This window comes from Novosphingobium sp. (genome assembly GCF_965228995.1).
GTDB lineage: Bacteria > Pseudomonadota > Alphaproteobacteria > Sphingomonadales > Sphingomonadaceae > Novosphingobium.
In genome coordinates, this window is record NZ_OZ245852.1 from 3,755,994 (window position 1) to 3,779,929 (window position 23,936).

The window sequence follows — 23,936 nt, forward strand, 5'->3', positions numbered from 1 at the left end:
ACGGTGCCACGAGCACACGCGCGGGGCGGGAGAGGACAATGCGCAGCTCTGCGCGCGCCGGGGGCCGCGTGGCGTGCCTGGCAGATCGGTCAGGTCAGGAGAATCAGCCCGTCAGGCGCCGCGGGGTGTCCCGTCCGGCAGGCAAAGGCCAATTCGTGAAGAGCGCTCAGGCGAGCGCGAACATGGTATGCATCGTATCACCTCGTCATGGAGGGGATCACATTGCCTGGCGGTGTCGCCCCAGCATCGCGCGCTTTAGCGGTTGGTAATGCGCAGCAAGCTGCTTGCCCGTCGAAGCGTGCAAAGGCAAAGAAAGGAGGCCAATTGTCGTTATTCGGCGCGTTGAATGGCGTCCGTTTGATCTGCCCTTCGTTTAGCCGGTCCGAGACAAGACGGACACAACGCACACCGCTTCTTCGACGCCCCATAGCCCGCCGCCGTTCTCGGCAACAGCAACCCTTGCGCGCTCGACTTGCCGTTTTCCGGCTTCGCCGCGTAGCTGCGTGACCAGCTCGAAGATCTGCGCAAGCCCGCTTCGGTGCACAGGACCGCCGCCGCCGCGCCGTCACTGACCGGAGCGCACATCGGCAAAGTCAGCGGCCACACGATAGGGCGCCCTGCCAGCACCTCAAGGACCGAATAGGCGATCCGGCTGGTAGGCTGGCCGGTCTGGGTGTCGGCCCCGGGGTCGTGGTGGCGGTCCATCTGCGTAACAGCTGCGAATATGTCGTCAGCGAGTTCGCGATCCAGAAGCTTGCTGCGATCCGGGTGCCGCTCAACGAGCAGATGGGGGTGCCCGAACTAGGCTACTGCCTCGCGCACAGCCGCGCGCAGGTCCTCATCACCCACGCCGATCTGCCCCGCGCGAAAGACCTGGAGGCCCAGCCCTTCATGATCGTCGTGGGTGCCGCGCCGGATCGGCCGCTTGCTGAGGGACAAGCGCATACGTCTACTCGACCGAGGTCGAAGGCGTGCTGCGCCAGCACCCGGCTGTACGCGAAGCTGCGGTTGTCGGGATTCCCCACCCCGATTGGGGCGAGGCGGTGACGGCCGTGCTGATTGCCGCAGAGGGAGCCGAGGCTGAGGATATCCGCCAGTTCTCGAAAGCCCGGCTATCGGCCTACAAGGTCCCCAAGACCGTCCACATCGTTTCGGAGCTGCCGCTGACGCAATACGGGAAGATCGACAAGCGGCGGATCCGGGCGCAGTTGATCGAGGAGGCTCGCAGCCTGCGGGGATAAGGCCCGCTAGTCGGGCCGGACAGCAGTGATTTCAATCTGCCTGCCGGTTTATGGGCTCCAGCCACCCGCTCAGCTGGCCGCTGACCTTGCGCCAGAGGATATCGGCGCGCCCGTCGCCGTTGAAATCGCCGGAGCTCGCGCCCTTCCAGTCGCTGGAGACAGCCTGATTGACGGCAGCGGGTTCGGTCAATCCCGTTTATGGATATGCGTCAGATCAGCATCCATTCTGCGCCAAGGTTCCCCAGGTTGGCGCCGCCGATGATCGCGGTGTCGTCGAGCAGCCATGAAGCGTACGTACCGCCGGCGTCGTGGAACAGCAGGTCGCTCTTGCCGTCGCTGTTGAGGTCGGTGATCTTCGCAAGCTGGAAGGTGCCGCCCGGGTTGCCGATGTTGCCGCCGCCGACAATGCTGGTGCCGTCCAGATCCCAGCTTGCGTAAGTCCCGGCGGTGTTCTGGAACAGCATGTCGGATTTGCCGTCGCCGTTGAAGTCGCCAAGGCCCCTGAAGGTCCAGCCTGCACCCGGATTGCCGATGTTGCCGCCGCCGGTGATCGCGGTATCGTTGAGCAGCCAGGCGGCATAGGTGCCCGCCGCGTTGCGGAACAGCACGTCGGACTTGCCGTCTCCGTCAAGATCGCCCGCCGCGACAAAGCTGAACCCGGCCGCCGTGCCCACATTGCCGCCGCCGATGATGGCGGTACCGGCAAGGTCCCAGGTGGCATAAGCCCCGCTCGCGGTGTTCTGGAACAGGATGTCCGCGCGCCCGTCGCCGTTGAAATCGGCCGCAGCCCGGAACTCCCAGCCGGCGCCCGGATTGCCGATGGTGCCGCCGCCGATGAAGCTGCTGCCATCGCTTCTGAACGTCGCCAGCCGTCCGTCGGTGTGCTGGAACAGCACGTCGCTCTCGCCCGTACCCGAAAAATCCGCGACTGCCCGTGCCTTCCAGCCGCTGCCGGGATTGCCCAGGGTGCCGCCGCCGACAATGCGGTTGCTGCCCACCAGCCATGTCGCAACCGTGCCGCCTGTCTGCTGGAATGCCAGAGCGGCAAAGCTGTGCGCCTCAGGCGCGGCGATGGCCGCAAACGCCGCGCCCGGGTTGCCCACGTTACCGCCGCCGATGATGGCGGTATCCTTCAGCGTCCATGTCGCCAGGGCGCCATTCACGTTGCGGAAGATCAGGTCGGACCGGCCGTCGCCGTTGTAATCGTCGATCCCCGCCAGGGTGAAGGCGGTGCCGGGATTGCCGATGGTGCCACCGCCGACAATTGCGGTGCCATCAAGGTCCCAGGTGGCATAGCGGCCATCGGCATTCTGGAACAGGATGTCGCTCCTGCCGTCGCCGTTGAAATCGCCGACGCCCTTGAAGAACCAGGCCGCCCCGGGGTTGCCGACATTCCCGCTGCCGGTGATCGCCGTGCCGTTGATCGTCCAGATCGCATAGGTGCCATTGGCGTTCTGGAACAGGATGTCGCTCCTGCCGTCGCCGTTGAAATCACCGGTTGCCTTGTAGACGAAACTTGCCCCCGGCGCGCCGATATTGCCGCCGCCAGTGATTGCCGCACCGTTCAGCTGCCAGCTGGCATAGACCCCGGTCAGTGTGTTCAGGAACAGCAGATCGGCATTGCCATCGCCGTTGAAATAGCCGGTACCGACGAATGCATAAGCCGATCCGGGATTGCCGATGTTGCCCCCGCCGGTGATCGCGGTGCCTGAAAGCTGCCAGGAGGCGAGAAGGCCGCCGCGGTCGCGGAACAGGACATCGGTACTGCCATTGCCGTTGAAATCGGCCAGCGCCACGACCGAGAAGGCCGGCCCCGGATTGCCCAGATTGCCCCCGCCATTGAGCGACGTGCCATTCAGCTGCCAGGAGGCCAGCAATCCGTTCTGGCCGCGGAACAGAATGTCGCCGCGCCCGTCGCCGTTGAAATCGTTGCTCACGCTGGCGCGCTGCCACACGAGATCCACGTCGTACGGCGATGCGCTGGAAATGGCCGAGACGGTATAGCCCGGGCGCCGATTCTGCAGGTTCAGCGTGCCGCCGGTGAAGGTGAGCGTGTTGCCGCTCAGCGAATAGGTAAACGCCGGGCTGCCGACCGCTGCGGCCCCGGTAAAGGTGATACGATCTCCGATAGCGAGATCGGTGATCGTATCACCGTTCAGCTCCACTGCGCTCCCCGAGAAGGTGTCGTTGCCCGTACCGCCGGTAAGCGTGTCCGCACCCGAGCCGCCAACGAGCTTGTCATTGCCGCTCCCGCCGAACAGCGTATCATTGTCTTTGCCGCCGTTGAGCGTATCGGCCCCGGCACCGCCGATGAGAACGTCGTCGCCAATGTTGCCGTCCAGCGTGTCGTTGCCATTTCCGGCGATCAGCAAATCTCTGCCAATGTCTCCTGTAAGCGTGGTCGCCGTCGTCACGGTGTTGAAGATGAAGTCGCTGGCGGTCAGCTGGCTCGGTAGAATGCCGCTGATGGTGATTGATCCCTTTGAGTAGGGCAGGCTGATCACGGTGTTGCCAAGGTTCTCCGAGATAAAGGGCGACAGCGCCTCCAGATCGCCAAAGCCAAGGGACGCGAGATTGATCCGGTCCTGACCTCTCACGAAGTCCGTGATCACGTCTCTGCCGAACGGAAGGGCGGTGTAGACAAAAGTGTCGTTTCCGCTGCCGCCCACAAGCAAGTCATCGCCAAGGCCGCCGATGAGGGTGTCGGCACCGGCGCCGCCGTAGAGATCGTCGTAACCACCCCCGCCGTCCAGGGTGTCGTTGCCATTGCCGCCGAACAGCACGTCGTCGGCGCCGGTCGCTGTGGGCGACGTCGCCGTCGTCGCAGTGTTGAAGATGAAATCGTCCGCCGTCAGCTGGCTAAGCTGAACGCCGAGGATGGTAATGGTTTCCGATGCGCCGCCATAGATCAGGCGGATCACGGTAGTGCCACCATCATCAGACATGCAGTGCGACAGCGTCGCCAGATCGGCCACACCAACGGCCGCGAGATTGATCTTGTCCTGACCGCTCACGAAGTCTGCGATCACATCGTTGCCGAACCGACGAGCGGTGTAGCCAAAAATGTCATTCCCACTGCCGCCCCGCAGCCAGTCATCGCCAGTGCCGCCGATGAGTTTATCGGCACCGGCACCGCTGTCGAGAACGTCGTCACCATCGCCGCCGTTCAGCGTATCGTTGCCATTGCCGCCGAACAGCATGTCGCCATTGGCCGTTCCTGTGAGCGATAGCGCAGTCGTCGCAGTGTTGAAGATGAAATCGCTGGCTGTCAGCTGGCTTGGCAGAACACCTTTGATCGTAATCGTTTCGAGTGAGCTATCGTAGACCAAGCGGATGAAGGAATTGCCGAGGTCCTCCGTTATGTAGGGCGACAGCGTCGCCAGATCGGCAATGCCAAGGGCCGAGAGATTGATCCGGTCCTGACCTCTCACGAAGTCGGTAATTACGTCTTCACCGAACAGGCGCCCCGTGAATGCAAAAATGTCATTCCCTGCGCCGCCGGTGAACTGATCATTGGCAGAGGTGCCGGACAAGGTATCGTTGTTACCCGTGCCGGTAATGATCGCCATGAACAGCTCCGAATCAGTCTAAGTTCTTTTTTATATCATTGATATTCTTCCATTGTAGCTTGAAATTTCAAGTTTTAGTCCGATTTGGGATTACGGCGGCAGTTTACAGAATCCCTCGGCCGTAAGAAGCTAGCCTGGCACCAGATCATCGGCAGCAAAAGGATTCCCAGATTGCCGCCGCCGATGATCGCGGAACAGCAGGTCGCTTTTGCCGTCGGACTTTACCAAAAAGCGGTCACATTTCAGGGGAGCACGACAAGAGCGGACGCCGAACCGCCACAAATCCGCCATCGCTACTTGTCGATTTGAGTCAGCGTAAACGAAACGCGACATTCGGAGGGAGCCAATGGTGCCCGGGGACGGAGTCGAACCGCCGACACCGTGATTTTCAGTCACGTGCTCTACCAACTGAGCTACCCGGGCATCGCCGCCTGCGGATGGCCGACATGGCTCCTCCGCGCGTTGGAAGCGCGCCTATGGCGAAGGCTTGGCACCTTGTCCAGTCCCAAGATACCTAAATATCGACCTCGGGATCGCCTTCGGGATCGTGCACCGGCCCGGGCAGGGTGTAGCCTTCCTCCAGCCAGTTAACGAGATCGCGGTCGCGGCAACGGGATGAGCAGAACGGCGCGTATTCGGCCACGCGCGGCTTGCGGCAAATGGGGCAGCGGCGAATTGGGGCGGGAGGCTGGCTCATGCCGCAATCGCCTGCGCGAAGGTCGCGCCGAGCGCAAGCCCCGCGTCCTCGTGCCACTGCAAGCGCCGCCCGGTGCGGCGCGCAAGCTCGGCTTCCCAGTCCTCGCGCATCGCGCGGCGCACGGCGGGGTGCGCGGTGAGCAGCAGCGTCCCCGGCTCGGCCACGCGCTCGGCCATCCGCAGCATGCGGCGCGCCGCGGTGGCGGCAGGCGCGCGGGCGAAGCGGGCGATCAGCGAGGGCCGTTCAAGGCGGGAGACCAGCTGGACAAAGCCGAAGCCGTTCATGCCGGTGCGCTCGCCCTGCCAGCCCGCTGCGGCAAGCGCGCCTGCCAGTGCCTCGTCCACCGCGCGGCGCTGCGCCTTTTCGGCGAGCGAGGGAAAATCCACCCCCACCGATCCGCCGATATCGAAGCGCCGCAGCGCGGCGGCAATCGCTGGCACTGCGGCGAGCGCAAGCGCTGGCAGCGGCGGCGGTCCATCGATGTCGATCACCGTCATCGCGGGCGCCGGGCTGATCACGAGGCTGCCCGCGGCAAAAATGACTTCACCGCCAAGCGCTTCCGCCACGAGATCGTCCCACCCCGCCTCGGCCAAAGCGCCGCCATGCACCGGCACGCTGCGCACAGGATGCGGCCCGGCGGAAAGCTCCTCCAGCAGCGATGGCGCGGGCCGGGGCGCATCTCCCGGCGCGGCGGCACGCACCTGCGGCAGCTTGGCACGGCCTTTCTCGGCAATGGCGGAGCGCGTCACGCGCACCAGCACCGGCTGCCCCTCGGTAAGGCCGGGATCAAAGCCCTCTCCCAGCGCCTCGCTGCCATCGGGCAGGCGCACTGCGGCGCGGCGGGTGCCGGGGATGCGCGCGCCCAGCCGTGCTTCGGCCACCGCGCCTGCACGCCACGGCTCGTCCCACTGCACGCGCGCGGCCACGATCTCGCCCTGCTCGACAAGGACCGCGCGCTCTTCGCCGATGCCCGCTTCGATCAACCATTCTGGCCCGGAAACCGATGGCATATCAGGCGATCTTCAGCCCCGCCGCGCGCAGCAGGCGGCGCGTTTCATAAAGCGGCAGGCCCATGACCCCGGAATGGCTCCCCGCCAGCCAGATGCAAAAGCCCTCGGCGCTGCCCTGAATGGCATAGCCGCCCGCCTTCCCGTACCATTCGCCCCCGGCGATATAGGCCTCGATCTCGGCAGGCTCGAGCCGCTTGAACCGGACAATCGTCTCGCTCAGCGCCTCGCGCAGCGTGCCATCGGGGGTGAGCACGGCAATCGCCGAAAACACCCGGTGCCGCCGGCCCGAAAGCCGCGCGAGGCAGGCCCGTGCGGTCTGCTCGTCCTCGGCCTTGGGCAGGATGCGCCGGCCGGCGCCGACCACGGTATCGCCAGCCAGAATCACCGCCCCGGGTGCAAGCACCGCCGCCGCACGCGCCTTTTCGGCGGCGAGGCGCACGGCATGGGCGCGCGGCACTTCACCGGGCAGCGGGCTTTCGTCGATATCGGTGGCAAGGATACGCGGCGCGGTCAGGCCGAGCCGGGCCAACAACTCCCTGCGGCGCGGGCTGGCCGAGGCCAGAACGAGTTCGGGATCCCCAGGCGCTGACGGCACGGCGGCCACACCGCCGTCCATCACAATCGATCCATCAGGACTGACCCATTTAAAACTGACCCATTAGAACTGACCCATTAAAACTGACCGGGCCCCGAACGACCGGGCATGAAGCGATAGGTAATCCGGCCCTTGGTCAAGTCATAAGGCGTCAATTCGACCAGCACCTCGTCGCCCACCAGCACGCGGATACGGTTCTTGCGCATCTTGCCGGCGGTATGGCCCAGGATTTCGTGTTCGTTCTCCAGCTTCACGCGGAACATCGCGTTGGGCAGCAGTTCGACCACCTGGCCGCGCATCTCGAGGAGTTCTTCTTTCGCCATAGGCGGGGTCGATTGCCTTTTCGTGGGTGGGTTTGAAACACGCAAACGGGCGCGAAAACGCGCCCTTGGCCGGCGCGCATAGCGACTTGCGGCACAAAAGGAAAGCGGGAAGCCGATTGCTGCGCTGCGACAAAATGATACGAAAGGGTCATTGTCGGGCAGAGGTACGCCGACCTAGGAGCGGCGAAGGGGGGCAGCAACCTCGCACCGCGCAGGAATGCCCGGTCCGTCAATAGGATACTGAGCGATGGTACTGCCAGAACGCGCTGCGGCCATGGTGCTGCTCGCGCTGACACCGCTTCCGGCCGCAGCCGCCCCCGCCGGGATACCGGGTGGTGCGCCCTCTGCCACGCCCGCCGCGCCGCCCACCGAGCAAACGTCGCAGGATTCGGCTGCCGACATGCCCAATCCGGAAGCTGACCCCGAGGGCGATATCGTCGTCGTCGCCACCCGCATCCGGGGCGAGGTGGAGACCACTGCGCCGCCCATCGTCACGCTCAGCGAAGACGATATCGCCGCCTATGGCGCAAGCTCGCTCCAGTCGCTGCTTGCCGCGCTTGCGCCGCAGACAGGCACGGGGCGCGGGCGCGGCGATGGCACGCCTTCGATCCTCCTGAACGGCCTGCGCATCGCCAGCTTCCGCGAGATCCGCTCGATCCCGCCCGAGGCGATCCGCCGCGTCGAAGTGCTGCCCGAGGAAGTCGCGCTCAAATACGGCTTCCGGCCCGATCAGCGCGTCGTCAACTTCATCCTCAAGGACAAGTTCCGCAGCTTCGGCAGCGAAACCGAAGTGAAGCTCCCCGGCGCGGGCGGCTTCAGCGATCTCAATGAGGAAGCCACCCTCACCCGCATCGAAAAGGCGAGCCGCCTCAACCTCACCGGCACGCTCGAACGTCGCTCCCCCCTGACCGAGGCCGAGCGCGGCATTGTCCAGCCCGCCGCGGCCGGCGCAGCGACGGTTGCGTCCGATCCCCGGCCGGGCGATTTCCGCACCCTTCTCGCCGATGCGCGCAGCGCCGCGCTCAACGGCACCTGGGCAAAATCGCTCGGCGCCGGTGCTTCGGTCACGCTCAACGGCCTCGTACAGCGCAATGACAACCGCAGCCTCAATGGGCTCAACACGGTGGTCCTCGCCGCGCCCGATGGCAGCCTCACGCAGCGCACCACGCTGCTGCCCGCCCCGCTCGCCAGCCGCACCGTGTCTGATACCGTCTCCGCCGGTGCGACGCTCAACCTCCCGCTCGGGCCATGGCAGCTCGCGTGGACGGCGGACGGCACGCATGTCGCCACGACCACCACGATTGACGCGCGCGCCGATCTGTCCGGCTTGCAGACCCTCGTCGATCAGGGAACGCTGTCCCCCACCGGCGCGCTCCCTGCCGATGCGATCCTGCCCACGCCGCAGGGCATTGCCCGCAGCAAGAGCGACACCGCAACCACGCTCGCCACCTTCACCGGATCGCCGCTGCGCCTGCCCGGCGGGCAGACCGCCCTGACGCTCAAGGCGGGCTTTGCCTATTCAGGGCTGCACTCCTCGGATTCGCGCCAGCTTGGCACGCCCGCCAGCCTCCGGCGCGGCGATGCGCAAGCCGGCTTCAGCCTTGACCTGCCCATCACCAGCCGCCGCGAAAGTTTCGGCGGCAAGCTCGGCGATATCTCGCTCAACGTGAACGCGGAGGCGCACAATGTCTCCGATTTCGGCGGCCTCACCGCGTGGGGCGCCGGGATCACCTGGGGCGTCACGCCCAAGCTGACGTTCGCCGCCAACTACATCGCCAGCGAGAAAGCGCCCGGCCTCTCCGATCTCGGCGCGCCGGTCACCGTCACCACCGGCGTGGCGCTCTACGATTTCACCCGGGGAGAAAGCGTCCTCGCCACCGTCCTCACCGGCGGCAATCCCGCGCTCAAGAAAGAGCGCCAGCGCGATATCAAGCTTTCGGCCAACTGGGATCTGCCAATCGGCAAGGAATCCGCGCTCCTCGTCGAATACTTCCGCAACCGCTCGCTCGATACCACCAACGCCTTCCCGCTGCTCACGTCCGATGTCGAAGCGGCCTTCCCCGGCCGCGTCACGCGCGATCCCAGCGGGCGGATCGTCAGCGTGGACGAGCGCGCGGTGACTTTTGCCGAAACCACCGGCTCGCGCATGCGCGCCAGCCTCAACTTCGGCGGTCCGTTCGGCAAACCGGATCCCAATGCGCGGCGCGGTGCCTTTGCCGGGATGCGCCGGCCGGGCGGCGGCCCCGGCGGACCTCGCCCCGGCGGCGGCGGCCCCGGTGGCGGCGGGGGGCGCGGCGGCTTCGGCGGCGACGGGCGCGGCCACTGGAACCTCAGCATCGCCTATACCCAGGAACTTGCCGAGACAGCGCGGATCGTTCCCGGCGGGCGCGTGCTCGATCTGCTAGGTGGCGATGCGCTTGCCGGCGCAGGCATTTCCCGCAGCAGCGCCACGCTCGAAGGCGGCGGCTTCTACCGCGGCTTCGGCCTGCGCATCTCGGGCACCTATGCCAGCGGCACGCATGTCGATGGCGCCCAAGCGAGTAGTGGGGGCATCCCGGGCGCCAGCAGGCTTGATTTCGGCGATCTGGCGACGTTCAACTTGCGCGGCTTCATCGATCTCGGCCGCATGCCCAAGCTTGTCAGCCGTGCGCCGTTCTTCAAGGGCACGCGCGTAGCCCTCGGCATCAACAACCTGTTCGATACCGTCCAGAAGGTCACCGATCAGACCGGCGCGACACCGCTGCGCTACCAGCGCGGCTACCTCAATCCGGAGGGCCGTGTGTTCAGTATCGAATTGCGCAAGCAGTTCTGATCGGCGGGTTCAGCTATACCCCCGCAGCCTCGGCCGCTCGCGCAAGCCGGGCCGGCCGCTGCGGCGGTACGGCGCGGCCTCATGACCGGCATTGGCATCGGCAAAGTGCCGCTCGTTGACCACCTCGTGCAGCGGCAGCGGTTCCTCGAACGCGATGCCGAAGCACGCGCCCTGCGACCAGACGACGGTGCCGAACACGTCCAGCCGATTGGTCTGCAGCACCACGCCCGCGCCGAACCCGGGCAGCTTCCCCGCGATCGTCACCCGCGCCCCGGCCTGCGAAAGGTCGTCAAGCTGGCAGCTCACGAGCCCCTGCAGCAGGATGACATGCGCCGGAATATGGAGCCGCACCCGCGGCTTGGAGCGGCGCCCGGTGATCTGGGGCGTCGGGATGGTCGGCTTGCGAGATTGGGCGTTCATGATGCGCGTGCCTTTGCGCCCGCACCTCTTAAGCGGCCATCGCCGAGGCCCTAGCGGATTTCCCTTATAGGCGGGTCTGCGCGCGGGGATATCTGCCCGCCGCCTCTCCCCAAACCGTGCGCGGGCCACTATCTCGGTCCCAGCCATGGCGCGCCGCAGTCCCCCTCCCGTTTCCGACCAGCATTCCGGGCCGCAAGTGCCGGAACCCCTGCTGCCGCAGGCCTCGGAACGCTTCAACGAGGACAAGGCGACCTATACCGTGCGCGGTTCGGACCAGCCGGATATCGAACGCGGCGTCGCCGCGATCCGCGAAGTCGTCGCCACGCTGAAGCCCAAGCCTGGCGTCTACCGCATGCACGATGCGCGCGGCGATGTGCTCTATGTCGGCAAGGCGCGCGCGCTCAGGAACCGCGTTGCGAACTACATACAAGTGGATCGCCTGCCCCAGCGCCTCAAGCGCATGGTCAGCCAGACGCGCTCGATGACCATCGTGACGACCAATTCGGAAGCCGAGGCGCTCCTCCTCGAAGCGCAGCTGATCAAGCGCTATCGCCCGCCCTACAACGTGCTGCTGCGCGACGATAAATCGTTCCCGTTCATCCTCCTGCGCGCCGATCACGCCTTCCCGCGCATCCAGAAACACCGCGGTGCGCGCCGCGCCAAGGGCAACTACTACGGCCCCTTCGCCAGCGCCGGCTCGGTCAACACCACGATCAACGCGCTGCAGAAGCTGTTTCTCCTGCGCAGCTGCAACGACGGTTACATGTCGCGCCGTGATCGGCCCTGCCTGCTCTACCAGATCAAGCGCTGCTCGGCCCCTTGCGTCGATCGCATCAGCGAGGAAGGCTATGCCGAACTTGTCCGGCAGGCGAAGGACTTCCTCGGCGGCAAATCGGGCGCGGTGCAGAAGGAAATCGAGACGCAGATGAGCGCGGCCGCCGAAGCGCTCGACTATGAACGCGCCGCCATGCTGCGTGATCGGCTGCGCGCCGCAACCTTCATTCAGGGCAGCCAGGCGGTGAACGCCGAAGGCGTCGGCAACGCCGATGTCTTCGCGATGGCGAGCAAGGGCGGGCAGATCGGCATCCAGGCCTTCTTCATCCGCGGCGGGCAGAACTGGGGCCACCGCGCCTTTTTTCCCGGCCATACCGAAGGGCTGGAGGAAGCCGAAGTCATGACCAGCTTCCTCGCCCAGTTCTACGAGGAAGTCCCCCCGCCGCGCCTCATCCTGCTTGATCGGGACCTACCCGAAGCGGATCTCCTCGCCGAAGCGCTCTACCCCGCCGCTGGCGGCAAAGTCGAAATCTCGGTCCCCCAGCGCGGTGACCGCCGCCGCCTGATGGAGCAGGCCCAGCGCAACGCCGTCGAAGCGCTCGAACGCCGCCTGGCCGAAAGCGGCACCAAGGCGCGCACCTGGCGCGAGATGGCCGAATTCCTCGAACTCGGCGAATCGCCGAACCGTGTCGAAGTCTACGACAACTCCCACGTGCAAGGCGCCCACGCGCTCGGCGCCATGATCGTTGCGGGGCCCGATGGCTTCATGACCGGCCAGTACCGCAAGTGGAACATCAAGACCGCGCAGACCAATGACGATTTCGGCATGATGCGCGAAGTGTTCCAGCGCCGCTTTGCCAAAGCGCAGGATGACGATCCCGATCGCGAGGCCGGCATCTGGCCCGATCTCGTGCTGATCGACGGCGGCAAGGGTCAATTGTCCGCCGCACGCGAAACGCTGGAAGCGATGGGCATCGAGGACGTCACCTTGATCGGCATCGCCAAGGGCCCGCACCACGGGCGCGAGGGGCGCGAGGTGTTCCACTTCATGGACGGGCGCGAAAAGATGCTCCCGGTCAATTCGCCCGTGCTGTTCCACCTCCAGCGCCTGCGCGATGAAGTCCACCGCTTCGCCATCGGCGCGCACCGCGCCAAGCGCAGCCGCGCAATCACCGCGAGTCCGCTCGACGAAGTCCCCGGCATCGGCCCCGCCCGCAAGCGCGCGCTGCTGCTGCATTTCGGCACCGCCAGCAAGGTCCGCGCCGCCAGCCTCGAAGACCTGCAGCGCGCGCCCGGTGTCAGCGCCGCCGTCGCGCAGGCGGTCTACGATTTCTACCACCCCGGCGCCTGACAGAACCCCTGCACGCACTGCTTGCCGCTCGTCCCGGCTTTTCGCGAAGCAGCACCTGTCCAACAGGGAGGGCGTTTCGGCCCGGATCGGCCCATATCGGCTAAGAATCTTTACTATCCTGTGATAGGGATCATGACCTACCGCAGACAAGCGGTCGGCGATCCGGGGGGCACGGTGGCGTTCAAGGAAGTCTACAAGGCAGGCGCGCGCGTACCGCAACGGCCGTTGCGATGGGCCGCAACGCTTGCTGCGCTGGCTCTGCCGCTGTCCGTGCCGGTGTGGGCTCAGGGCACGGCCACCACCGGAGTCGGCTCGCAGTTCGAACTCACATTCTGGCAGTCGGTCGAAAGCGGTAACGATCCGGCGCTCTACGAAGCTTACCTCGCGCAATATCCGAACGGCACCTTTTCGACCGTCGCGCGGGTCAAGCTTGCGCGGCTGCGCCAGATGGCGGCGCCCGCCCCAGCTCCGATTGCTGCCCCGATTGCTGCCTCGATTGCTGCCCCGGCTCCCGCTCCCGCCGCACCGGCCAGCCTGCCAGCGCAGCAGCCTCTCGCGGCTCCGGCGCCGGCCGTGCAGGAGGTCCGGACAGCCCCCGCTGCCACGCCGCCGGTCGTGACAGCGTCCGCACCGCAAGCCGCCATCACTGCGCCGCCGCCAGCGGCCGCCCCTGCTCGCGCGCAGCTTGCCTCCGCCGCAACCAGAACCCAGCCCCGCGCGAGCCGCGAACGCCTTGTGGCACCGCCGCCAGCCTCGCCCAGGCCCTCCCCCGTTCCAACCCCGGCAGCCCACGACGAATCCGAAACCGCGCCCTTCGTCACCGCCGCCCCGCCGACCGAACCCGCGCCCGAATCCAGCGAAAGCGATGCCCTGCGCCGTCTGCTCGGCGCGCTGGGAGATAGCCAGCGCCTCGGCGCGGCTGCTCCATCGCCGATCGTCGATACGGCCGATGGAGCAGCAACAGATACCGCGCCGCTCACCGCGCCTGCCGCGCCGATGGCCACCCCGGCAGCCGCCCCCGCTGCTGCGCCGCCGCGCCTTGTCGAAGTGTCCGGGCCGCCCGTGGCCGTGCCCGATGCCGCCGCACTGTCAGCCCGCGCCGTGCCTGCCGCAGAGTCCCGCCCGATTGCCGTCGGCCCGCTTCCGCCCGGCTTTGCTCTGCCGCCGCGCCCGCAGCTTGCCGCCATCCCGCCGGTCGCGTTCCCGGCCAGCTTCTGCTCTGCCGAAGCGCGCAATGCCTTCCACGATGGGACCTATGTCACCGCGGTCGAAGCCTCCAAGCGCAACAACGATGCCGCCATCGCCTACATGCATCAGCTCCAGGATCTCTACGATACCAACCAGCTCAGCGGCGATATCAACCCGATGAACGCGGTCGCCTCCGAAGCCCGCGCTTATGGCCCCGTCGCCGCCGCCGCCTTCGCCGCGCAATCGGCACTGGTGAGCGCCTTCAACACGCTCATGGCCGTGCCGATCATCCCCTGCGAGGCGCCGAAGCAGCCGTGATCCGTCTCTCACGCAGTGCCGGGATGGCAAGTGCGCTCGCCCTCGCACTGGCTCCCGTCGCCGCAGAGTCGGCGGCGCCGGTGCCGCCGATCTGCCCCGATGCGGCAACCGTGCAGGCCGCACGAATTGTCGAGTTTCAGACCATGATGATGGGCGTAGCCGTGCGCTGCCGCCTTGTCGGCGTGCCGATCCTCGAACACCTCGATGATATGAACAGCGCCCGCCGCATGATGTTTACCGACGCGAACGACCGGGTCGCGACGTTCCTGCGCAGCCTGAAGACAAGGCCCCTGCCCACGATTGCCCCGCTCACCGGCGGTGCGAACCCGGCACCCCAGCCCACCCCTTCGGCGTCCGGCAAGGCGATCGCGGGAAAGGCAGGCGCAAAAACAGCCGGCAATGCCGCTGCTCCTCTGGCCATCGCCGCAACTGGCGCACGCAAGGTGCCCGCCCGCACGGCGAGCGCAGCACCCGCCCCGGCCAAGCCGCCCGCCGCCAAGGTCTCGCGCCGCACCGATCCCTATGATCGCTACCTGACGATGATCGGCAACCAGTACGGCGCCGGGATCACCACGCTGCAGCGCTGCAAGGCGTTCGACGCCATCGTGATCGCGGTATCGGACAGGACAAACCCCAACCGGCTGCTGACAATGGTGTCGTCCTCGCTCGTGCAGGCCACCCTGCTCGAAGCGATCGTGAAATGCCCTTCCGGCAAGTAGACCTCAGGCTTAGGGCTTTTTGGTCAGCGGCCGGATCAGCCCTTCCTGCGCCACATTGGCGACGAGCTTGCCCTCCCGCGTGAAGATGCGCCCCCGGTTGAACCCGCGCGCGCGGCCCGCCCATGGGCTGTCGCAGACATAGAGCAGCCATTCGTCGGCGCGGAAATCGTCGTGAAACCAGATCGCGTGATCGAGGCTCGCGCCCATCATGTTGCCCTTGGTCCAGCTGATCGCGTGCGGCAGCGTCGCGGTGCTGAGCAGGGTCATGTCGCTGGCATAAGCGAGCACGGCGCGGTGGATCTTGGGGTCGTCAGGCAGCGGTGCCACCGCGCGCATCCACGTGTGCGAAAGCGGCTCGCGCGGGGGGCCGCCCATCCAGTGCTGCGCTTCCACCGGGCGCAGCTCGATCGGGCGCGGGGTGAGCATGACATGGCGCAGCCGCTCCGGCACCTTGTGGGCATATTCGGCGCGCAAGTCCGCCTCGCGGCGCAGGCTTTCGGGCTCTGGCACTTGCGGCATTTCGTCGGCGTGCTCCATCCCCGGCTCACGCTTGTGAAACGAGGCGACCATGGTCAGGATCGGCTTCCCCTGCTGGCTCGCCACCACGCGCCGGTTGGCAAAGCTCCCGCCATCGAGATCGCGCATCACCTCGAAGTCGATGGCGTAATCGTCGTTCCCGCCGCGCAGGAAGTAGGCGTGGAGCGAATGGACCGGGCGGTCATCCGGCACGGTGCGCTCGGCGCTGGCCAGCGCCTGCCCGATGACCTGCCCGCCAAACACGCGCCCCGCCCCGCCGGGCTTGCGTGCACCGATGAAGTGGTCGCCAGAGCCGCCATCGGCAACATCGAGCAGGCGCAGCAGGCCGGCGACAAGATCAGCGGGATCGGAGTTATCAGTCATGGCCCAAGCGCATCGCCCAGCCTGACGTTTGCGTCAACGGAAAGCTTCCCTCAGCCCAGCCCCGGAAGCCGACGCAGCACCCGCCAACCGGCGGCCTTCACCCGGTTGTCCTGCGGCCAGCGCCCGGGCGCGCGCGGGGAAAGCCCCATGCGCCGCAGCACCGCGTTGAACGCGCGCGCATCGGCCTCGGCAAAGCTCCATTCCGAACGCCAGGTGATCGAAAGCGAGATCGCGCTGGCCGGCCCGTTGCGCACATGGTGCGGCGCCATCACTGGCACGTAGAGCGCCTCGCCCGGCCGCAGCTTCCATTCGGTGCCGCCGCGCGCCATGTCGTCGCGCCAGAACAGCTCGCGTCCGCCGCCGGTGTGATAAGTTTCGTGCGTCTCGTCGGGGGCGTAATCCGCATTTCCTTGCGGAAACAGCGTCATCGTCTTCACCCCCGCGAGGTGCAGCAGGATGTTGTGCTCGGGATCGAAGTGATAGGGCGTCACCCCGTTCGGGCTGGTGATGAACACGAAGCCTTGCGGCCGCAGCATTGCCCCCGTGCGCGCCTCGATGGCGGGGCGCAGTTCCTCCAGCAGGCCCAGCAGCAGCTCGCGGTAGGCCGGCACCTGCTCGATGTTCTTGAGCGCCGCCCAGCTGCCCGTGTCCGCGATGCGGCGGATCGTCTCGCCGATCCCGAGGCCATTGCTCGGCGGAACGATGCCGTTGAGGCCCACCGGCAGATCGGCGCGGTTATACTCGCGCGATTGCTCGGGCAGCGCTTCAGCCAGCTCCGCGAGCGCCTCCAGCGTCAGCAGCGGATGCCCGCGCAAGTCGTGAGTCAGGCGGTGCGGCACTTCGGGATAGGCGGCCGCGAAGGCGGCGCGCGCTTCCGGCCTGAACGCTTTGAAATTCATGGCAGCCCCTGCGGATTGCGCGACAATTCGAATTTGGCGATGCGGGCGAACAAGGCGCGGCGAAAGGTGCCGCCGATCGCGATGGAAAAGCGCCCGATGGCGCGGCGTTCGCGCCACAGCGAATCGATCATCGGGTGGTCCGGCGCCGCGCAGCTGTCCGCCCAGCGGATCCCCGGGCGCTCCAGCAGCGCAAGGTTCTCCAGTTGCAGCAGCACGCCCGGCGAAAACCGCGCATAGCGCTCGTCGAACGCGGTCTTGTAGGAAAACGCCCCCGGCGGCGCGATCAGGCTTGCCAGCATGGCAATCGGCTGGCCATCGAGCTCGAGGCTCAGCCGCTCGAGGCAGCCGCGCTCCGCCGCAGCGGCCATGCTCTCGCGAAACAGCCCCGCCGTCTCGCCCGCACAGGCCAGCGCGCTGCCCGCGCTGCCTTTCCAGCCCCCCGCTTCCAGCGCGAGGAAATGCTCGATCCACGGGCCAATCCCGTCCGCATCGTTCCGCCGCACCACAGCCAGATTGCCCTGCTCGGCAAGCCGCGCCTGCTGGCGGCGCAGTTCCTTGCGCTTCTTGCCCGGCAGCGCATGCTCCAGATACGCGGCCGGCCCGAGCGGCGAGGATAGCATCGCGCGCTCCTCGCGGTGGACCAGCACGACCTGCCGACGCTGCCGCGCGCCGACCGCCAAAAGCGCCTCGGCCAGAGCGGATTCCAGCGGCAGTGCAGCGACATGGAAAAAGGCCGCAGCGCCGGCATTGCGATCCGCCCAATCAAGCAGCGCTTCCCAGAACCGCTCTTCCGCTCCTTCCGCCACGATCGGCGCGCCCAGGAACGCATTGGCATGGAGCCAGACCGCCAGATGCGGCAGCGGGTGCCGCCCATAGCGCCGCGCGCGCTGCACCGGCACCAGCGCTTCGGGCGCATTGCCACGCATCATTGCCGCGATGCGGATCCGCTCCTGCGGATCGAACCGCGCGAGGCCGGGCAGCAGATACCATGGCTCGAAAAACGGATTGGGCGTCCCCGCCCGCGCGGCCAGCGCACCCCACGCCGCGCGCGCAGCCTCCGTATCCCACGCGCGCCACGGCAGCACGGCGAAGCTGACATCAGCCTCGCTGGCTCCGGGAGGGCCTGCCTCCCCCGGGCTGATGGTAAAGGATACGTCGTTCAAAATCCGGTCTCCAGCCTGCAGGGCTATCAGGCCAGACCGAACATGCGGTTAACGCGGAGCCTATTTCTGCTCCGGATTGCGGGCGCTTACGCGCTCGCGGCGGTGCGCCGCGCCTTCTGCCATGCGCCCAGCGAAAGCGGAATCACGCCGAGCGCCAGCCCGCCGATTCCCACCGTCAGCACCACCGGGCTGAACGTCGGGATCGTCCACGCCGCCACGCCGGTCATGAACAGCGCGCCCAGCAGCGGCATCATCACATGTGTGAACGCCGCGCGCAGGTCCGTTCTCAGCAAACCCCGGAAATGCCATGCCGAGGCATAGCCCGTCAGCCCCATGTAGAAGCAGATCTGCAGCCCGATCGCCTCGATCGAGCTTTGCAGGATCATCGCCACCGAAGGCATGTAGGACGCGGAAAACAGCAGGATCAGCCCAAAGCCCCAGATCACCAGCGTCGCCGCCCAGGGTGTCTGCCATTCGCGGTGCACGGCTGCATAGCGCGGATGCAGCACGCCCGCCCGCGCCATCGAATACATGCTGCGGCTGAACTGCAGGATCTGCGTCTCGAGCGCGCCCACCGTGCTCAGCACCGTCGCCAGCACCACCAGATAGCTCCACGGCGCCGGGAATATCTTGGCCGAAATCGCATAGAGCACGTTGGTGTTGGCCGCAGCGATTTCCTTGTCGGAAAGCGCGATGAGCACCACCGTCATCAGGATCACGAAGAACACGATGAGGTTGATCATCGCCCAGAACGCGCCTTTCGAGGCGTCCTCGGGCTCGGTTTCCTCACCCAGGTTCATCGTCACGTCCCAGCCCCAGTAGAAGAACACCGAGACGATCGCCCCATCGGCAAACGACTTGAACGTGAACGAACCCGGCGCGATCCACGCGGCCGCAGGCACATGCGCGGGATGCCCGCCAAACCACACCACCGCCGCACCCAGCAGCGCCACGACGATCACCGCCTCGATCACCGTCACGATCACCTGCGCGGTGCTGGCATGCTTGATGCCGCGCAGCACGATCCACGTCACCAGCGTGAGCCACACCGCCGCGATGGCGGTCACCAGCGGGGTATTCTCCACCTCGCCGGGCGCCAGCAGCAGCAAGGTCGCGGTCGCGGCGGGTAGCGTGGCGGAAACCATGAACACCACCGAGGCGACCATCAGCCCCCACCCGGCAAAGAAGCCCCACACCGGCCCGAACACCGCACCGACCCACGCAAAGGCCGCGCCCGCATCGGGCATCACCCGGTTGAGATTGGCAAAGGCGAACATGATGCCCAGCATGACAAGGCCGCTGTAGAGCAGGCTCCCCACCGAAAGCGGCCCGATTGCGGCGTAGATCGTGCCGGTCGTCACCGCGACGGTGAAAGCGGGCGATGTCCCCGCGATCCCCATGATCGTCGATTCCAGCGCCGAGAGCGCCCCTTTCGCCAGGCCCTGCTCGCCGCCCTGTTCGCTCATGCCATGTTGCCCTCAGGTACTTTGCCCAGCATGTCGCTGCGGATCAGCGTGCTGCCGATATGTGCAATGCCGTCACGGATATCCGCCTCGATCGCGATCCTCAGCGCCATGGTATCGCGCCGCCGCAGCGCCGCCAGTGCCTCGCTATGCCGGTCCACCGTGTAATGGCCCGCAAGCGTGCGCATCGCGCGGCGCAGGAAGGGGCCGATCTGCAGCCACAGCGATTCGATCAGCGGGAGGAAGGCCGATTGCCCCGCCGCCCCATACAGCATGGCATGGAACGCGAAATTGGCGCCGATCCAGCTATCGTAGTCGCGCGCAGCCTCGGCCTCGTTTATCACCGCATCCTCGGCTTCCAGCCGCGCGATCAGCGCATCGGTCACATAAGGCATGGCCCGCGCCGCCGCTTCGGCTTCCAGCACCACGCGCGCCGCGATCAGATCGTCGAAGCGCTCGATCGTCATCGGCGGAATGCGCACCCGCCGGTTGTCCATCAGTTCGAGCGCACGTTCTGCCACCAGCTGGCGCAGCGCCTCGCGCACCGGCATCGCGCTCACGCCCAGATCGGCTGCCAGCCCCCGGATCGTAAGCGCCTGCCCCGGCTCGATCCGCCCGAGCAGGATGCTCTGCCGCAGCCGCGCCAGCACCTGCTGGTGCAGCGTGCGCAGGTCGTCCGCACCGCCTTGCGTTTCCGCAACGAGATCTGTTGCCGTCATCCCACCATGTGATCACATTTTCGCGGGCGCGCCAAGCCCGATTGACACCCCCCGCCCCGCTCCATACCACCCGGTACGAAAGCTCCCGAGGACCGTTCCGACCCATGACCGCCCCGCAATCCATGATCGCCGACCCGGCAGAGGCGCGCGATTTCCTCGCCGCCAATCCCGAGATCGCCTTCATCGAAGTGATCTTCACCGCGATCTCCGGCGTCCCGCGCGGCAAGCGCGTCCGCAAGAGCGAGCTTCTGCCGATCTACGAAAACGGCCGCCTGTTCCCCAGCTCGATGCTGGTGGCAGACGTGACCGGGCAGGACTGCGAAGACACCGGCCTCGTCTGGGGCAACGGCGATCCGGACTACATGCTGCGCCCCGTCCCCGGCACGCTGGTGAAGGCACCGTGGCTGGGCGATGATGTCGCGCAAGTGATCACATCGATGTACTACGCCGATGGCACCCCCTGCGAACTCGATCCGCGCCACGTCCTCGCCCGCGTGGTCGATCGGTTCAAGCTGCTCGGCCTCACCCCCGTCGTCGCCTGCGAGATCGAATATTACCTCGTCGATCCCGTCCGCGGCCCGCGCGGCGAAGTCCACCTCGCCCGCTCGCCGCACACCGCCGCGCAGCCCCACCTTATCGACGTGTTCAGCCTCACCGACATTCAGGACTTCGCCCCCTTCTTCAAGGAGCTCTGGCGGCAGGCCGATGTGCAGGGCATCCCGCTCGAAGCGGTGATTTCCGAATATGCGCAAGGCCAGGTCGAACTCACGCTCCACCACCGCCCCGACGCGCTGCGCGCCGGAGACGAAGCGCAGATGTACAAGCGCCTCGCCAAGGGCGTCGCGCAAACACAAGGCATGGCCGCCACTTTCATGGCCAAGCCCTTCAGCCATTCCGCCGGCAGCTCGATGCACCTGCACTTCAGCATGGCGGACGCTGCGGGCAAGAACGTCTTCGCCAGCACAGACCCCGAAGGCACCGAGCAGATGCGCCACGCCATCGGCGGCCTGCGCGAAACCCAGTCGCAGGCCTTCGGTATCTTTGCTCCGGGCGCCAATTCCTACCGCCGCTTCCGCGCCAATTCCTACGCGCCCACCGCGCCGATCTGGGGCGTCAACAACCGCTCGGTTTCCCTGCGCGTCCCCGCTGGCCCGCCCGCTTCGCGCCATGTCGAGCACCGCTTCGCCGGGGCCGATGCCAACCCCTACCTCGCGCTCGCAGCCATGCTCGCGGGCGTCCATCACGGCATGGTGAACCAGATCGATCCCGGCCCGGCGGTCGTCGGCGATGGCTACAAGGCCGCAGCAGACAGCCCCTATCAGGTCCCCGGCAACTGGTACGCCGCGATCGATGCGCTCCACGCCTCGGCGCTGATGCGCGATTATCTCGGCGATACCTTCGTCGAAATGTACTGCGCGGTGAAGCGCACCGAACAGGACCGCTTCTTCAGCGAGGTCACCGCGCTCGACTATGACTGGTACCTCCGCAACGCCTGACTCTGGGCCTGATCCGCTTATCGAACGCCGCGACCGTGCCTTCGGGCGCGGTGCCAAGCTGTTCTACGATGAACCGCTCCATCTCGTGCGGGGCGAGGGCGCGAGCCTCGTCGGTGCCGATGGCCGCCGCTATGTCGACATGTACAACAACGTCGCGTCCGTCGGCCACGCGCACCCCCGGATCGTGGAGGCGATGGCCCGCCAGCAGGCCACGCTCAACACCCACAGCCGCTACCTGAGCGAGCCCGCAATTGCTCTGGCCGAACGCCTCACCGCGCTCCAGCGCGTGACGCAAAGCGCGGTGTTCTCCTGCTCCGGCACCGAAGCCATCGAAATCGCGCTGCGCATGGCCCGCATCTCCACCGGCGCCCGCGGTGTCGTCTGCACGAACCACACCTACCACGGCAACAACACCGTGGTCGGCGCGCTGACGAACCTCCCCGCCGGAGACACGCGCCACCCCGAAATCCGCGCGATCCCCTTCCCCGAAACCCTGCGCCCCCTCGCTCCCGGCCTCGCGCCAGAAGTCCTCGCAGACGCCTATGTCGCGCGCCTCAAGGCCGCCATCGAAGACCTGAAATCGAGCGGCCAAGGCCTCGCCGCGCTCATCCTCTGCCCCATCCTCGCCAACGAGGGGCTGCCCGATATCCCCGCCACTTTCATGGCCAAGGCCGTCGCACTGGTGCGCGCCGAAGGCGGCCTGATCATCGCCGATGAAGTGCAAGCCGGCTATGGCCGCAGCGGCACATGGTGGGGCTATGACCATGTCGGCCTCACGCCAGACATCATCGTCACCGGCAAGCCGATGGGCGCCGGCCTCCCCCTCGCCGCCACCACCGCCAGCCGCGAAGTGGTCGAGCCATTCCGCACCGAAACCCGCTACTTCAACACCTTCGCCGCCAGCCCCCTGCAGGGCGCGGTCGGCCTCGCCGTGCTGGATGTGATCGAGGAAGAGGGTCTCGTCGACCACGCCCGCACGCTCGGCGCCGAGCTCAAGGCCGCGCTGAAACAGCGCCTCGGCCACGCCCCCGGCCTTATCGACGTGCGCGGCAAGGGCCTGTTCCTCGCCGCCGAATTTGTCGACCCGGAGGGCGAGCCCGACGCCGCCCGTGCCTTCGCTCTCGTCTGCGCGCTCCGCCGCGAAGGCTTCCTCACTTCGGTCGATGGCGCGTTCAACAACTGCGTCAAGATCCGCCCCCCACTCGTCCTCCCCCGCGCAGATGCGCTCGCCTTCCTCGATGCCTTCGACCGCGTCACGACGCATGCCTGAGATCGAGGCGTACCTCCCCGCCGCCCGCGCCGCGCTCGCCGCCTTCGGCCTTTCCGGCACCGAACCCCACCCCGTCGGCAAAAGCGAAAACGTCGTCTTCCGCGCCGACGCGCCGGATGGCACCACATGGGCCCTGCGCCTCCACCGCCCCGGCTACCACGCGCTTCCAGCGCTCGAGTCCGAACGCGAATTGACCGCGCACCTCTCCGCCCATGGCCTGATCGTCCCAACCGGCCGCCGCACCACGGGCGGCGCATGGTACACCGAAGTCCCCACACCCGATCCCGAAGGCAGCCGCCTTGCCGGCCTGACTCTCTGGCACCCCGGCCAGACGCTCGAAAGCCTGATCGGCAAGGATCGCGGCCCAGGTACCTGGGATTGGTTCGAACGCACCGGCACGCTCCTCGCCGATCTCCACAAGGCCACGGCCAGCTGGTCCCCGCCGCCCGTCTTCACCCGCCACCGCCTCGATTTTGATGGCCTCGTCGGCGAAAACCCCTTCTGGGGCTGCTTCTGGGACCTGCCCTGCCTCACCGCCGATGAACGCCAGCTCCTCACCGAAGCGCGCGACCATGCCGCCGCCCGTCTCGCGAGCTTCACCGACCCGCTGATCCTCATCCACGCCGACGCCCACCCCGCCAACGTCCTTGTCAGCAAGGGCCATCTGGGCCTCATCGATTTCGACGACTGCGCCTGGGGCTGGCCCGCTTTCGACATGGCCGTCAGCCTGTGGAGCGCCAGCAGCGAGCCGGACTTCGCCCAGCTGCGGACACGCTTCCTGACCGGCTACACCAGCCGCCGCGCGCTACCCGGCAACATACTCGCGCAGCTCGACCTGTTCCTCCTCATGCGCACGCTCATGCTGATCGGCTGGAGCGCAGACCGCCCCGAACTGGTCGGCGCAGAATCCGAATGGAAGCCCAGCCTGATCGACAAGGTCCGCACTGCCCTCGAAAGCCAGGCTCAGCCCCCGCCAACTGCGTCGGCCCGGACTTGATCCGGGCCTTGG

General features: G+C 67.0%; 22 protein-coding genes and 1 tRNA gene. 9 read left to right on the top strand and 14 right to left on the bottom strand.

The window, feature by feature from the left end:
- Positions 1–330: 330 nt before the first annotated feature.
- Entirely contained in the window at positions 331–705 is a 375-nt protein-coding gene (locus ACO056_RS17130) for a hypothetical protein (protein ID WP_421849013.1), read from the bottom strand.
- On the opposite strand from ACO056_RS17130, the gene ACO056_RS17135 reads away from it, so the two are divergent.
- Both ACO056_RS17135 and ACO056_RS17140 read left to right on the top strand, forming a co-directional pair.
- Complete coding sequence (locus tag ACO056_RS17135; RefSeq protein WP_421855569.1) at positions 640–1,047, top strand: AMP-binding protein; 408 nt, start codon at positions 640–642, stop codon at positions 1,045–1,047. The two genes, ACO056_RS17130 and ACO056_RS17135, sit on opposite strands and share 66 nt — an antisense overlap.
- Positions 972–1,241, top strand: coding sequence for an AMP-binding enzyme (locus tag ACO056_RS17140; RefSeq protein WP_421849016.1), 270 nt, complete (start codon positions 972–974; stop codon positions 1,239–1,241). Before ACO056_RS17135 ends, ACO056_RS17140 begins: the two co-directional genes overlap by 76 nt.
- A 31-nt stretch (positions 1,242–1,272) precedes the next feature.
- Here ACO056_RS17140 and ACO056_RS17145 read toward each other — a convergent pair whose 3' ends face one another.
- The 7 genes from ACO056_RS17145 to infA form a co-directional block, all read right to left on the bottom strand.
- Positions 1,273–1,431 carry a hypothetical protein gene (locus ACO056_RS17145; protein WP_421849019.1) on the bottom strand — a complete coding sequence of 53 codons (159 nt, stop codon included), beginning with the start codon at positions 1,429–1,431 and terminating at the stop codon, positions 1,273–1,275.
- Positions 1,432–1,450: 19 nt separating this feature from the next.
- On the bottom strand, positions 1,451–4,810 hold the full coding sequence (locus tag ACO056_RS17150) for an FG-GAP-like repeat-containing protein (RefSeq protein ID WP_421849022.1): 3,360 nt from the start codon (positions 4,808–4,810) through the stop codon (positions 1,451–1,453).
- A 347-nt stretch (positions 4,811–5,157) separates the two neighbouring features.
- Positions 5,158–5,233: transfer RNA gene (locus ACO056_RS17155), tRNA-Phe, on the bottom strand.
- Between the two features lie 91 nt (positions 5,234–5,324).
- Positions 5,325–5,507: a DNA gyrase inhibitor YacG gene (locus ACO056_RS17160; protein WP_421849025.1), complete on the bottom strand. Its 183-nt coding sequence runs from the start codon at positions 5,505–5,507 to the stop codon at positions 5,325–5,327.
- A complete protein-coding gene (locus ACO056_RS17165) occupies positions 5,504–6,517 on the bottom strand; it encodes a ribonuclease E/G (RefSeq protein ID WP_421849027.1) in 1,014 nt (337 codons plus the stop codon). The genes ACO056_RS17160 and ACO056_RS17165 overlap by 4 nt, the downstream gene beginning before the upstream one ends.
- 1 nt (position 6,518) lies before the next feature.
- The gene (locus tag ACO056_RS17170) at positions 6,519–7,133 is read right to left on the bottom strand and encodes a Maf family protein (RefSeq protein ID WP_421849029.1); all 615 of its coding nucleotides are present in this window, start codon (positions 7,131–7,133) and stop codon (positions 6,519–6,521) included.
- Positions 7,134–7,189: 56 nt separating this feature from the next.
- Positions 7,190–7,435 carry a translation initiation factor IF-1 gene (gene infA / locus ACO056_RS17175; RefSeq protein WP_292940983.1) on the bottom strand — a complete coding sequence of 82 codons (246 nt, stop codon included), beginning with the start codon at positions 7,433–7,435 and terminating at the stop codon, positions 7,190–7,192.
- A gap of 247 nt (positions 7,436–7,682) precedes the next feature.
- Between infA and ACO056_RS17180 the strand changes: the two genes are divergently transcribed.
- Entirely contained in the window at positions 7,683–10,247 is a 2,565-nt protein-coding gene (locus ACO056_RS17180) for a TonB-dependent receptor (RefSeq protein WP_421849032.1), read from the top strand.
- Positions 10,248–10,256: 9 nt separating this feature from the next.
- Here ACO056_RS17180 and ACO056_RS17185 read toward each other — a convergent pair whose 3' ends face one another.
- Complete coding sequence (locus ACO056_RS17185; RefSeq protein ID WP_421849035.1) at positions 10,257–10,667, bottom strand: PilZ domain-containing protein; 411 nt, start codon at positions 10,665–10,667, stop codon at positions 10,257–10,259.
- Positions 10,668–10,812: 145 nt separating this feature from the next.
- Here ACO056_RS17185 and uvrC point away from each other — a divergent pair, with 145 nt between their 5' ends.
- The 3 genes from uvrC to ACO056_RS17200 all read left to right on the top strand — a co-directional run bounded on the left by uvrC (position 10,813) and on the right by ACO056_RS17200 (position 15,017).
- The gene (gene uvrC, locus ACO056_RS17190; RefSeq protein ID WP_421849038.1) at positions 10,813–12,792 is read left to right on the top strand and encodes an excinuclease ABC subunit UvrC; all 1,980 of its coding nucleotides are present in this window, start codon (positions 10,813–10,815) and stop codon (positions 12,790–12,792) included.
- A 132-nt stretch (positions 12,793–12,924) separates the two neighbouring features.
- Entirely contained in the window at positions 12,925–14,298 is a 1,374-nt protein-coding gene (locus ACO056_RS17195) for a hypothetical protein (protein WP_421849040.1), read from the top strand.
- Positions 14,295–15,017 (top strand): hypothetical protein, encoded by a 723-nt coding sequence (locus tag ACO056_RS17200; RefSeq protein ID WP_421849043.1) that lies wholly within the window; start codon positions 14,295–14,297, stop codon positions 15,015–15,017. The genes ACO056_RS17195 and ACO056_RS17200 overlap by 4 nt, the downstream gene beginning before the upstream one ends.
- Positions 15,018–15,026: 9 nt before the next feature.
- Here the strand turns inward: ACO056_RS17200 and ACO056_RS17205 are convergent, their stop codons facing one another.
- The 5 genes from ACO056_RS17205 to ACO056_RS17225 all read right to left on the bottom strand — a co-directional run bounded on the left by ACO056_RS17205 (position 15,027) and on the right by ACO056_RS17225 (position 20,161).
- Positions 15,027–15,917 carry an acyl-CoA thioesterase gene (locus ACO056_RS17205; protein ID WP_421849046.1) on the bottom strand — a complete coding sequence of 297 codons (891 nt, stop codon included), beginning with the start codon at positions 15,915–15,917 and terminating at the stop codon, positions 15,027–15,029.
- Positions 15,918–15,967: 50 nt separating this feature from the next.
- Positions 15,968–16,816 carry a cupin-like domain-containing protein gene (locus tag ACO056_RS17210; RefSeq protein ID WP_421849049.1) on the bottom strand — a complete coding sequence of 283 codons (849 nt, stop codon included), beginning with the start codon at positions 16,814–16,816 and terminating at the stop codon, positions 15,968–15,970.
- Entirely contained in the window at positions 16,813–17,979 is a 1,167-nt protein-coding gene (locus ACO056_RS17215) for a GNAT family N-acetyltransferase (protein ID WP_421849052.1), read from the bottom strand. Before ACO056_RS17215 ends, ACO056_RS17210 begins: the two co-directional genes overlap by 4 nt.
- An 86-nt stretch (positions 17,980–18,065) precedes the next feature.
- Positions 18,066–19,445, bottom strand: a complete 1,380-nt coding sequence (locus ACO056_RS17220; protein WP_421849055.1) for an APC family permease — start codon at positions 19,443–19,445, stop codon at positions 18,066–18,068.
- A complete protein-coding gene (locus ACO056_RS17225; RefSeq protein ID WP_421849059.1) occupies positions 19,442–20,161 on the bottom strand; it encodes a GntR family transcriptional regulator in 720 nt (239 codons plus the stop codon). Before ACO056_RS17225 ends, ACO056_RS17220 begins: the two co-directional genes overlap by 4 nt.
- Positions 20,162–20,265: 104 nt before the next feature.
- Between ACO056_RS17225 and ACO056_RS17230 the strand changes: the two genes are divergently transcribed.
- From ACO056_RS17230 to ACO056_RS17240, 3 genes are read left to right on the top strand one after another with little or no spacing between them, the layout of a single operon-like run.
- On the top strand, positions 20,266–21,657 hold the full coding sequence (locus ACO056_RS17230; protein ID WP_421849062.1) for a glutamine synthetase family protein: 1,392 nt from the start codon (positions 20,266–20,268) through the stop codon (positions 21,655–21,657).
- Positions 21,632–22,927, top strand: coding sequence for an aspartate aminotransferase family protein (locus ACO056_RS17235; protein WP_421849065.1), 1,296 nt, complete (start codon positions 21,632–21,634; stop codon positions 22,925–22,927). Before ACO056_RS17230 ends, ACO056_RS17235 begins: the two co-directional genes overlap by 26 nt.
- A complete protein-coding gene (locus ACO056_RS17240) occupies positions 22,920–23,924 on the top strand; it encodes a phosphotransferase enzyme family protein (RefSeq protein ID WP_421849068.1) in 1,005 nt (334 codons plus the stop codon). Before ACO056_RS17235 ends, ACO056_RS17240 begins: the two co-directional genes overlap by 8 nt.
- Positions 23,925–23,936: the final 12 nt, after the last annotated feature.

Coding starts and splice junctions, on each gene's coding strand:
- uvrC (WP_421849038.1), top strand. CDS start 10,813: ATGGCGCGCCGCAGTCCCCCTCCCGTTTCCGACCAGCATTCCGGGCCG.
- ACO056_RS17165 (WP_421849027.1), bottom strand. CDS start 6,517: ATGCCATCGGTTTCCGGGCCAGAATGGTTGATCGAAGCGGGCATCGGC.
- ACO056_RS17180 (WP_421849032.1), top strand. CDS start 7,683: ATGGTACTGCCAGAACGCGCTGCGGCCATGGTGCTGCTCGCGCTGACA.
- ACO056_RS17160 (WP_421849025.1), bottom strand. CDS start 5,507: ATGAGCCAGCCTCCCGCCCCAATTCGCCGCTGCCCCATTTGCCGCAAG.
- ACO056_RS17225 (WP_421849059.1), bottom strand. CDS start 20,161: ATGACGGCAACAGATCTCGTTGCGGAAACGCAAGGCGGTGCGGACGAC.
- ACO056_RS17205 (WP_421849046.1), bottom strand. CDS start 15,917: ATGACTGATAACTCCGATCCCGCTGATCTTGTCGCCGGCCTGCTGCGC.
- ACO056_RS17170 (WP_421849029.1), bottom strand. CDS start 7,133: ATGGACGGCGGTGTGGCCGCCGTGCCGTCAGCGCCTGGGGATCCCGAA.
- ACO056_RS17240 (WP_421849068.1), top strand. CDS start 22,920: ATGCCTGAGATCGAGGCGTACCTCCCCGCCGCCCGCGCCGCGCTCGCC.
- ACO056_RS17195 (WP_421849040.1), top strand. CDS start 12,925: ATGACCTACCGCAGACAAGCGGTCGGCGATCCGGGGGGCACGGTGGCG.
- ACO056_RS17130 (WP_421849013.1), bottom strand. CDS start 705: ATGGACCGCCACCACGACCCCGGGGCCGACACCCAGACCGGCCAGCCT.
- ACO056_RS17185 (WP_421849035.1), bottom strand. CDS start 10,667: ATGAACGCCCAATCTCGCAAGCCGACCATCCCGACGCCCCAGATCACC.
- ACO056_RS17220 (WP_421849055.1), bottom strand. CDS start 19,445: ATGAGCGAACAGGGCGGCGAGCAGGGCCTGGCGAAAGGGGCGCTCTCG.
- infA (WP_292940983.1), bottom strand. CDS start 7,435: ATGGCGAAAGAAGAACTCCTCGAGATGCGCGGCCAGGTGGTCGAACTG.
- ACO056_RS17210 (WP_421849049.1), bottom strand. CDS start 16,816: ATGAATTTCAAAGCGTTCAGGCCGGAAGCGCGCGCCGCCTTCGCGGCC.
- ACO056_RS17230 (WP_421849062.1), top strand. CDS start 20,266: ATGACCGCCCCGCAATCCATGATCGCCGACCCGGCAGAGGCGCGCGAT.
- ACO056_RS17235 (WP_421849065.1), top strand. CDS start 21,632: ATGACTGGTACCTCCGCAACGCCTGACTCTGGGCCTGATCCGCTTATC.
- ACO056_RS17150 (WP_421849022.1), bottom strand. CDS start 4,810: ATGGCGATCATTACCGGCACGGGTAACAACGATACCTTGTCCGGCACC.